The sequence below is a fragment of the Actinokineospora spheciospongiae genome (genome assembly GCF_003182415.1).
Taxonomy (GTDB): domain Bacteria; phylum Actinomycetota; class Actinomycetes; order Mycobacteriales; family Pseudonocardiaceae; genus Actinokineospora; species Actinokineospora spheciospongiae.
Window position 1 is genome coordinate 282979 of record NZ_QHCP01000008.1, and the last position, 10095, is coordinate 293073.

The 10095-nt window shown below is 76.0% G+C and carries 3 protein-coding genes and 1 pseudogene; 3 read left to right on the plus strand and 1 reads right to left on the minus strand.

Annotated features, from left to right (window positions below; translation table 11 throughout):
* Positions 1–114: 114 nt before the first annotated feature.
* A complete protein-coding gene (locus tag DFQ13_RS22185) occupies positions 115–1239 on the minus strand; it encodes a hypothetical protein (protein WP_110081181.1) in 1125 nt (374 codons plus the stop codon).
* 462 nt (positions 1240–1701) lie between these two features.
* Between DFQ13_RS22185 and DFQ13_RS22190 the strand changes: the two genes are divergently transcribed.
* From DFQ13_RS22190 to DFQ13_RS22200, 3 genes and pseudogenes are all read left to right on the plus strand, one after another.
* A complete protein-coding gene (locus tag DFQ13_RS22190; RefSeq protein ID WP_146241327.1) occupies positions 1702–4404 on the plus strand; it encodes a helix-turn-helix transcriptional regulator in 2703 nt (900 codons plus the stop codon).
* Between the two features lie 231 nt (positions 4405–4635).
* On the plus strand, positions 4636–5622 hold the full coding sequence (locus DFQ13_RS22195) for an ACP S-malonyltransferase (RefSeq protein ID WP_181400105.1): 987 nt from the start codon (positions 4636–4638) through the stop codon (positions 5620–5622).
* Positions 5623–5729: 107 nt separating this feature from the next.
* Positions 5730–10095 (plus strand): annotated as a pseudogene (locus DFQ13_RS22200) (type I polyketide synthase); the annotation flags it as partial.

Consider the following 10095-nt stretch of genomic DNA (forward strand, 5'->3'; position numbering starts at 1 on the left):
GTGCTTGGAACGGGGGAGACCTCCGGGTGCGGTGGTGGTCGCGACGCCATCCACCGGGCCCGGAGGTCTCCGCGTCCCACCGTGCTGGTCCCGTACCGGGCCGGCCCGCGGGGGTCAGAACCGCTGGAGGAAGAAGCGGGTGTCGCCGCTGAAGTCGATCCCCACCACCTCCTTGCGGTCGGGGTTGAGGCCGGAGATCAGGAAGCGGGTGCTCCCGGGCAGGCCGGTGACGTCCACGACCGTGCCGTCGCGGGAGAAGACGCGGCTGCGCGCGGTGCCGTCGGCGGTGGTGTAGCGGGCGGCGATGTCACCGCGGTTGTTGATGCCCGCGATGTAGGGGAGGTCGCCGTAGCCCGCGTCGGGGGTGAGGTCGGTGAGGACGCCCGCGTGCCAGCGGAAGACGCGGTTGCCGGAGACGTAGGCCAGTTCGCCGCGGTCGTTGAGGAAGGTGTGGAAGAACGGGTCCAGGTAGTTCAGGTGGGTGAGCTGCGCGTACGGGAGGCTGCCCGGGTCGCTGAACACCCCGTCCTGCCACACGAGCACCCGGAAGTTCGGGTAGCCCTTGCTCGTCTGGAACGCGATGTCGCCGCGGCGGTTCACGGTGAGCGGCGAGAGCCCGTAGTACTCGGCCGGGGCCTTGAGGTCGGCCACGACCCGGCCGCGCTTGTCCCACTCGCGCACGACGGTGTCGCCGTTCGCGTCGACCACGTTGTGCACCACGTGCCCCCCGTCGCCCAGCAGGGGGTAGCCGCCGCCCTGGGGGCCTTCGTAGAGCACCTCGGACCGCCCCCGCTGCCACACCTCCAGCCGCTCCCTGCGCTCGGGGACGTAGGTCGTCACCAGTACCCGGCCGTCCTCGCCGACCGCGACCGCCTGGGAGTACGGACCGCCGACGTCGGTGCGCCGCCCGTCCTGCCACACGGCGGCCCGGGTGAGCGACTCGCCCCGCGGCACGTGGCTGCCCGCGGCGAGCCCCCGGTCGTTCACGTCGTGGACGGTGCTCGACACCGCGTCCGGCTCCAGCACCCGTGGCGTCCCCCGGTGCCACACCACGGCTTTGTGCGTGCTCGACGAAGTCGACACGGTCCAGGCGTAGCCGCCCCCGTTCACCCGCGGGCTGCCCAACGTGGACGTGCCCGCGGGCACCGGCAGCTCCTGGACGCGGCCCGCCGCCGCGGCGGGGGACGCCCCCACCAGCACAACACCCGCCACGACGGCGAGCGTGATCGCTCTGCGCACCAGAACTCCTCCCTGACGATCAGATCAGTGCACCCGATCATCCGGATAACGCTACTATCCGCATACCGCCATTCCGACCAGTGTCGGGTCGTCGACGTCCAGCCGTGCCACACCTGGAACACGCCCCGGTGGTGACACCGTCAGGACTCGGTGTGGGATGTTCCCACCGGGCACTTCGGTTTTCCGGGGGCTATTCACCGACCGCTGCGGACTCATTACCGCCCGTGCCGGGGCCGCGTGCGATCGGGGTTGGCGGGTAAGGGTTATCGGGGTTAATCGGGGTGATCAGGTCAACCCCTACAAACAGTTCCTATAGTGGCCAATTCCCTGACCAGCACCGTTCGACCCTGATACGGTCACCGTATTCAGGCACGCTTTGCAGCATAGAGGTGACTCTCCGCAATTGAACGCCTGAACTCAGTGCATGACGAAGTCGTTCATTCGGGGTGGGGGGAAGTACGGGTGGCATCAGCGAGTGTGTCGGTCGAGCACGCGGTCCCGGTCGTCGGGGACCTGTTGGACTCCGCCGAGACGGGCCGCGGTGGGCTAGCCGTGGTGTCGGGGGCCGTCGGGGGCGGCAAGACCCGGTTCCTGGAGCGGGTGCGGGACCTGGCCCGCGAGCGGGGTTTCCACGTGCTCGAAGCCGAGGGCGGCCGCGCCGAGCGGGACCTGCCCTTCGGCCTCGTCGGTCAGCTCTTGGCCGGGGTGGACCTCACCCCGGCCGAGATCGAGCGGGTCGGCGCCGCGCTGCGGGCGGCGCCCGCGGGCGGTGAACCGCCGGTGGCGTCCGTGCTGGACCTCTGCCTCGTCCTCACCGCCCGCCGGGGCGCACCCCTGCTGGTGACCGTGGACGACGTGCACCACGCCGACACCGCGTCCCTGCGGTGCCTGCTGCTGCTCTCGCGCCGCCTGCGCGCCGCCGGGGTCGTCGTCGTCCTCGCCCACGACCGCCACGCGCCCGCCGGTGCCGACGACCGCCGCGCCGAGTGCCTGCGCGAGCTGGTGGCCGACCAGCCGCACGCGGTGCCCGTCGACCTCGCGCCGCTGACGGCCGACGAGGTCGCCGCCGTGGCCGGACCCGCACCGGTCGACGGACTGGCCGCCTGCCTCGGCCTGCCCCGGCTGCTGCTGGCCCTGCTCGCCGACGCCGCCTGCGGTGCCGCCCCCGGGGACGGCCCCGCCTACGCCCGCGCCGTCGCCGACACCCTGCGCCGCCTCGGCGACCCCGCCGCCCGCGTCGCCGGGGGCCTGGCCGTGGTCGACGGGCCCGCCGACCACATCCTGCTCGGCGACCTGGTCGGCGCCGACGCCGACACCGCGGCCACCGCCCTGCGCGACCTGACCGCCGCCCACCTGGTGCGCGACGGCGCCCTGGCCCACCCGGCGCTGCGCGCGGCCGTGCTGGCCGACCCGGCCGCCGACCTGGCCGGGCTGCGCGCCAGGGCCGCCGCCCTGCTCAACGACCGGGGCGCCCCCGCGGTGGCCGTCGCCGACCACCTCGTCGCCCTCGGCGACGCCTCCGAGCCGTGGATGACCGGCCTGCTGCGCGAGGCCGCCCAGCAGGCCCAGAGCAGCGGGGACCGGGCCCGCGCCCACGACTACCTGCGACTGGCCCACGACCGCACCGGCGACGAGCGCGAGCGCGCCGAGGCCGCCGTGCGCCTGCTCGGCCTGGAGTGGCAGTCCGGGACACCCACCCCGGCCCGCCGCGCCGAGCACGTGGCCGCCGCCCTGTCCCACGCCCGCTCCGGCGGCAGGCACACCGCGGCCATGCTGCGCTACCTCATGCGCTACGGCGCGGGCGCCGAGCTGACCGAGGCGTGGGCGGCGGTCGACGCCGTCCCCGCCCGGGGCCGCGCCGCCGCCGACCTGGCCGTGACCCGGCTGCTCACCGCCTGCTCCCACCCGACCGCCCTGCCCGGCGGCCCGGTGCCGCCCCGGCGCCGGGACCCGGCCACCGCCGTGCCCGCCGACCCGCTGGGCCGGGCCGCCGACGCCCTGGCCGACGTGCTGGCCAACTGGGCCGACCCGGACTCCCTGGCCGTGGCCGAGGAGGTGCTGCGCGAGGCCAGGCTGTCGGCCGAGTCCTTCGAGCAGGTGGAGAGCGCCCTGCTGGCCCTGGTCTACGCCGAGCGCCTCGACGCCCCCGCCGAGGTGTGCGCGGCGCTGCTGGCCGAGGCCGAGGCGCAGGGCGCCGACACCTGGCGGGCCAGGCTGCTGTCCTGGCGCGCGGAGATCGCCCTGCGCCGGGGCGACCTGGCCGGGGCGGAGACCGCCGCCCGCGCCGCCCTCACCGCCGTCCACCGGCAGGTGTGGGGCACGGCCATCGCCGAACCCCTCGGGGTCCTGGTGGCCGCCACCACCGCCAGGGGCGACCTCGACGCCGCCGCCGCGGCCCTCGCCGAGCCGGTGCCGGACGAGGTCTTCGACACCCGCCACGGCCTGCGCTACCTGTGCGCCCGCGGCGAGTACCACCGCGCCCGCGGCCACGTGCACGCCGCGCTCGGCGACTTCCTGGTGGTCGGCCAGCTCATGGTGGCCTGGGGCGTCGACGCGCCGGGCCTGGCCCCGTGGCGGCTGCGCGCCGCCGACGCCTACCACGCCCTGGGCAAGCGCGAGAAGGCCCGCAAGCTCATCGACGAGCAGCTCACCGCCCTGCGCCACCGCCACCCCCGGGTCCGGGGCGCGGCCATGCGGCTGCGCGCCGCCACCGCCGAGGTCGCCGACCGCCCCCACCTGCTGCGCCGGGCGGTGGACGAACTCCAGGAGAGCGGCGACCAGTACGAGCTGGCGGGAGCCCAGGCCGCCCTCGGCGAGGCCCACCGCGCCTGCGGCGACCACCGCCGGGCCCGCACGGTGTTCCGGGTGGCCGCCACCCTCGCCGAGGACGCGGGCGCCGAGACCCTCCTGCGCGCCCTGGCCGCCGAGTACCCCGACGACCACACCGCCGACCCGGCCCCGGCCCTGCCGCCCACGCTGCTCAGCGACGCGGAGTTCCGCGTGGCCAAGCTGGCCGCCGCCGGGCTGACCAACCGCGAGATCGCCGGGCGGCTCTACATCACCGTGAGCACGGTCGAACAGCACCTGACCCGGGTCTACCGGAAGCTGAACGTGAGGGGGCGGGACGGGTTGCCCGCCGAACTGTGCACCTCGGTCGCGCCGTAGTCCTTTCGCTCGTCGGAAGGGGGCTGTCCGGTTCCGGACAGCCCCCTTGCGCTTATCCGGCATTCGGTACCGGTACCGGGCCGAGTTCCCCCGGATCGCCTTTCCCGACGGACCGAGAACAGGTCCTAGGGGGGCCGGGTAGGGGGCTTCCCTCCCCATTCCCGCGCATAGCCTCGCCAGGGTCGACCGACGTCGACCAGGTCGGTGCCGTGGACGCGGGGGAGAACACAGGTGGGAACCAACGGCTCGGTGGCCAATAGCCCGGCGACGGTCAGGACCGCGGTCGTGTTCCCCGGCATGGCGCAGGCCGGGTTCCCCGTGCTGGGGCGCTTCCTCACCCTCGACCCGTTCGCCGGGGCGCGGGTGGCCGAAGCCGACGACGCCCTGGGGTACAGCCTGCTCGACCGGTACTGGGACGACGGCGGCGACTACTCGGTGCAGGCGCAGGTGGCGTTCATGGTCGCCTCGACGGCGCTGGCGGACCGGGCGGTGACCGAGGGCGGGCTGGTGCCCGACGTGTGCGCCGCGCCGAGCTTCGGGCACAAGGCCGCCGTCGCGTTCACGGGGGCGCTGCCGTTCGGTGACGCCGTGCGGCTGACCTCGGCGCTGGCGGTGTGCGAGCACGAGTACTTCGCCGAACGGCAGGGGGACCTGGTCACCCACTCGTTCGTGCGGGTGGGCGTCGACGAGGTGGCCGACCTGCGGGCCGAGCTGGCCGAGGCGGGCCACGAGACCGCGCCCTCCGGGGCGCTCGACCACGACTTCCACCTGCTCACCCTGCCCCGCGACGGCCTCGACGCGCTCAAGGCGGCGGTCAGCGCGGTGGGCGGGTACAACATGCAGACCATGTGGCCGCCGGTGCACGCCCCGGTGCTGCGACCGCTGCGCGAGCGCGCCGAACGGGTGCTCGACGGGTTCGCCCTCGCCGACCCGCTGCTGCCCGTCGTGTCCGATGTGGACGGTTCGCTGGTGACCACGGCGGACGCGCTGCGCGCGATGCTGCTGGGCACGTTCGACCGGCCCCTGGACTGGCCCGCCGCCGCCGCCGCGCTGGCGGGCCTGGGTGTCGGCACCGCGTGGTTCCCCGGCCCGGAGAGCCCGTTCACCCGGGTCCGGTGCAGCCGGGCCTTCAAATTGGTCAAGGTGGACCCCAAGGGTGCGCTGCGCGCCGTGCTGGGGGACCCCGCCGCGGTTTCCGGGTCCGGGCGGTCGCGCTAGGGGGTCGTGGCACCCCGGTCCGTTGTTAGCGTCGGGCGCGGGCGCCTCCGCCCGCCTCCCCCCACTCGCGTTGTGGAGCTTTGATGAGCGATCTCGGTGGTGTCGCGGCCCTGCTCGACCTCGTCCGCACGCGCGTGGGGGAGGTGCTGCTGGCCAAGGACCCGCAGGCCCCGGCCGCCCCCGCCCCCGACGCGGCGTTCCTCGACCTCGGGTTCGACTCCCTGGCCGCGGTCGACCTGCACCGGCGGCTGGTGGCCGAACTGGGGGTGGCGCTGCCGGTGACCCTGGTCTACGACCACCCCACCCCGGCCGCGCTGGCCGCGCACCTGCACACCGTGCTCACCGGCACCGAGGACACCACCCCCGGTCCGGTCACCCGCTCCGTCGACGAGGACGACCCGATCGCCATCGTCGCCGCGGGCTGCCGCTTCCCCGGCGGCGTGGCGTCCCCGGACGACCTGTGGGACCTGGTCGCCGAGGGCCGCGACGCCACCTCCGACTTCCCGTCGAACCGCGGCTGGGACCTCGACGCCCTCCACGACCCCGACCCCGACACCCCCGGCACCACCTACACCCGCCGCGGCGGCTTCCTGCACGACGCCGACCGCTTCGACGCGGCGTTCTTCGGCATCTCCCCGCGCGAGGCCACCGCGATGGACCCCCAGCAGCGGCTGCTGCTGGAAACCACCTGGGAGGCGCTGGAGAACGCGGGCATCGACCCGCTGGGCCTGCGCGGCGGCGACACCGGGGTGTTCGTCGGCATCGAGTCGCACGAGTACGGCCCCGGCCTGGCCCACGCCGCCGACGGCGCCGAGGGCTACCTGCTCACCGGCACCGCGAGCAGCGTCGCCTCCGGCCGGATCGCCTACGCGTTCGGGTTCGAGGGCCCCACCGTCACCGTGGACACCGCCTGCTCCTCGTCGCTGGTGGCGCTGCACCTGGCCGTGCGGGCACTGCGCCGCGGCGAGTGCGGCCTGGCGGTGGCGGGCGGCGCGGCGGTGATGGCGTCCCCGGGCGGGTTCCTGGCGTTCAGCCGCCAACGCGGCCTGTCGGCCGACGGTCGTTGCAAGCCGTTCTCGGCCTCCGCCGACGGCACCGGCTGGTCCGAGGGCGCGGGCGTCCTGGTGCTGCAACGGCTCTCCGAGGCCACCCGCCTCGGCCACCCGGTCCTGGCCGTGGTGCGCGGAACCGCGATCAACTCCGACGGCGCCAGCAACGGCCTGACCGCCCCGAACGGCCGGGCGCAGCGCCGGGTCATCCACGCCGCACTGGCCGACGCGGGCCTACGACCGTCCGATGTGGACATGGTCGAGGCGCACGGGACCGGCACCGCGCTGGGCGACCCGGTGGAGGCCAACGCCCTGCTCGCCGCCTACGGCCGCGACCGGGAACAACCGCTGTGGCTGGGCTCGGTGAAGTCCAACCTCGGCCACACCCAGGCCGCGGCGGGCGTCGCCGGGGTGATCAAGTCCGTGCTGGCGCTGCGGCACGGGGTGCTGCCCCGCTCCCTGCACGCCGACGAACCGACCCCGAAGGTGGACTGGACCTCGAGCGCGGTGTCGCTGCTCGGCGAGGCCCGGCCGTGGCCGGAACTGGACCGGCCCCGCCGGGCCGGGGTGTCGTCGTTCGGCATGAGCGGCACCAACGCCCACGTCATCCTGGAACAGGCCCCGCCCACCCCCGATCCCGGCGCCCCCAGCGCTGCCGCCACCGCTTCTGCTGCCGCCATCGGCACCGGTGCCGCTACCGGTGGCGCCGACTTCGCCGCCGCGGGCGCTGGTGCCGGGCGCCCGGCCGCGCTGGTGTTGTCGGCGCGTTCGGAGGCCGCGCTGCGCGAGTTGGCCCGGCGGCTGGGCGACATCGATGCCGATCCCGCTGACCTGGCCGCGACCCTGGCGGCCACCCGGACGACCCGCCTGGAGCACCGCGCCGTCGTCGTGGCCGCCGACCGCGTCGCGGCCCGCGCGGGCCTCACCGCCGTCGCCGGGGGCACCAGTGCGGCGAACGCGGTCACCGGTATCCCCGAGCCGGGTGGGCGGGTGGCGTTCCTGTTCACCGGTCAGGGCGCCCAGCGCGTGGGGATGGGGCGCGAGTTGCACGCGGCGTTCCCCGCGTTCGCCGCCGCCTTCGACGAGGTGTGCGCGCACCTGGACCGCCACCTCGACCCCGGGGTGCGCGAGGTCGTCCTCTCCGGTGACCCCCGGGTGCACGAGACCCGGTACACCCAGCCCGCGCTGTTCGCCGTCGAGGTCGCCCTGGTGCGGCTGCTGGGGTCCTGGGGGCTGCACCCGGACCTGGTGGCGGGCCACTCCGTCGGCGAGGTCGCCGCCGCGCACGTCGCCGGGGTGTTGTCGGTGCAGGACGCGGCGATCCTGGTCACCGCCCGGGGCAGGCTCATGCACGCGCTGCCGCCCGGTGGGGCGATGGCCGCCGTCGAGGCCGCGGCGGCGGAGGTCGAGCCGGTGCTGACCGCCGGTGTGGCCGTCGCGGCGGTCAACGGGCCGACGTCGGTGGTGGTTTCCGGGGTCGCGGGCGAGGTGGGGGCGGTCGCCGCGCACTTCGCCGCCCTGGGCAGGCGCACCACGGCGCTGCGGGTGTCGCACGCCTTCCACTCGCCGCTGGTGGACCCGGTGCTGGCCGAGTTCCGCCGGTACGCCCGCGTGCTCGACTACGCCGAGCCGACCACCCCCGTGGTCTCCACCCTCACCGGCGCGCTCGCCACCGCCGCCGAACTGGGTTCACCCGACTACTGGACCAGCCACGTCCGCGAGGCCGTCCGCTTCCACGACGCCGTGCGCGCCCTGGCCGACGCGGGCGCCACCACCTTCGTCGAGGTCGGGCCGGACGCCGCGCTGACCGCCCTGGCGCAGCCGGAACTGCCGCCCGGCGCCTGCGTCCCCCTGCTGCGCCGCGACCGCCCCGAGGTCGCCACCCTGCTCACCGCCGTGGCCACCGCCCACACCCGGGGCGCCGCGGTGGACTGGTCGGCCGTCGCCGGGGGCGCGGGTGGGCGGCGCGTGCCGCTGCCGAACTACCCGTTCCAGCGCGAGAGCTTCTGGCTCGCCCACGACCGCCCCGGCACCGACGTCACCGCCGCGGGCCTGTCCACCCCCGACCACCCGCTGCTGGCCGCCTCGGTCGACCGCCCCGGCACCGACGGGGCCCTGCTCACCGGCCGCCTCAGCACCACCACCCACCCCTGGCTGGCCGACCACGTCGTCCTGGGAGCCACCGTGCTGCCCGGCACCGCGTTCGTGGAACTGGCGGTGCGCGCAGGCGACGAGGTCGGCTGCGCCCACGTCGAGGAACTGACCCTGCACGCCCCCCTCACCCTGCCCGAATCCGGCGGCGTGGAACTGCGCGTCCTGGTCGGCGACGCCGACACCCACGGCAGGCGCGACCTGGCCGTCCACTCCCGCACCGACGCCAAGCGCGATCCCGCCGCCGATGGCGACTGGCAGCACCACGCCTCCGGTGTGCTCGCCCCCACCGCCCCGGCCCCCGCGCCCGCCGAGGGCACCTGGCCGCCCAAGGGCGCCGAACCGGTCGACACCAGCACCACCCACGCCCGCCTGGCCGCCACCGGCCTGGCCTACGGCCCCGCCTTCCTCGGCCTGCGCCGCGCGTGGCGGCGCGGCGAACAGGTCTTCGCCGAGGTGACCCTGCCCGACGGGGTGGAGCCCGCCCGGTTCGGCCTGCACCCGGCCCTGCTCGACGCCGCCCTGCACGCCGTCGAGCTGGGCGCCCTGCCCGCCACCGACGCCCCCGCCCTGCCGTTCGCCTGGTCGGACGTGTCGCTGCACGCCACCGGCGCCCGTTCCGCCCGGGTCACCATCACCAGGGCAGGCGACCGGTCGGTGACCCTGACCCTGCACGACGAGTCCGGCGCCGCACTGCTCACCGCCGGATCGCTGGCCCTGCGCACCGCCGAACCTGACCAGTTCGGCAGCCCCACCGCCCCACTGTTCCACCTGGACTGGGTGCCCGCCCCCACCCAGGACACCCCGGCGGCCGAGGTCGTCGTGGCCCCGCTGACCACCGCGGCAGCCGGGTTCGCCGAAGGCGCCCACGAGGCCGCCCGGCGCGCGCTGGAACTGGTCGGGGACTGGCTGGCCCAGGACCGCCCCGAACGCCTGGTCATCACCACCCGGGGCGCGGTCGGTCCCGGCGCGACCACACCCGCCCTGGCCGCCGCGTGGGGCCTGGTGCGCTCAGCCCAGACCGAACACCCCGGCCGCTTCGCCCTGCTCGACCTCGACCCCGACACCGACGCCGCCCCGACCCCGGCCGACCTGGCGGCGTGCGCGGGCGACGAGCCGCAGGTGGCCGTGCGCGGCGGACACCACCTCGTGCCGAGGATCGCCCGCACCCCCGCCCCCGGCATCACCGGCACCGACACCGCCGCCCCGACCACTGCCGCCACCCCCGGCACCGCCACCGCCACCCCCGCCACCCCCGGCACCCCCACCCCCG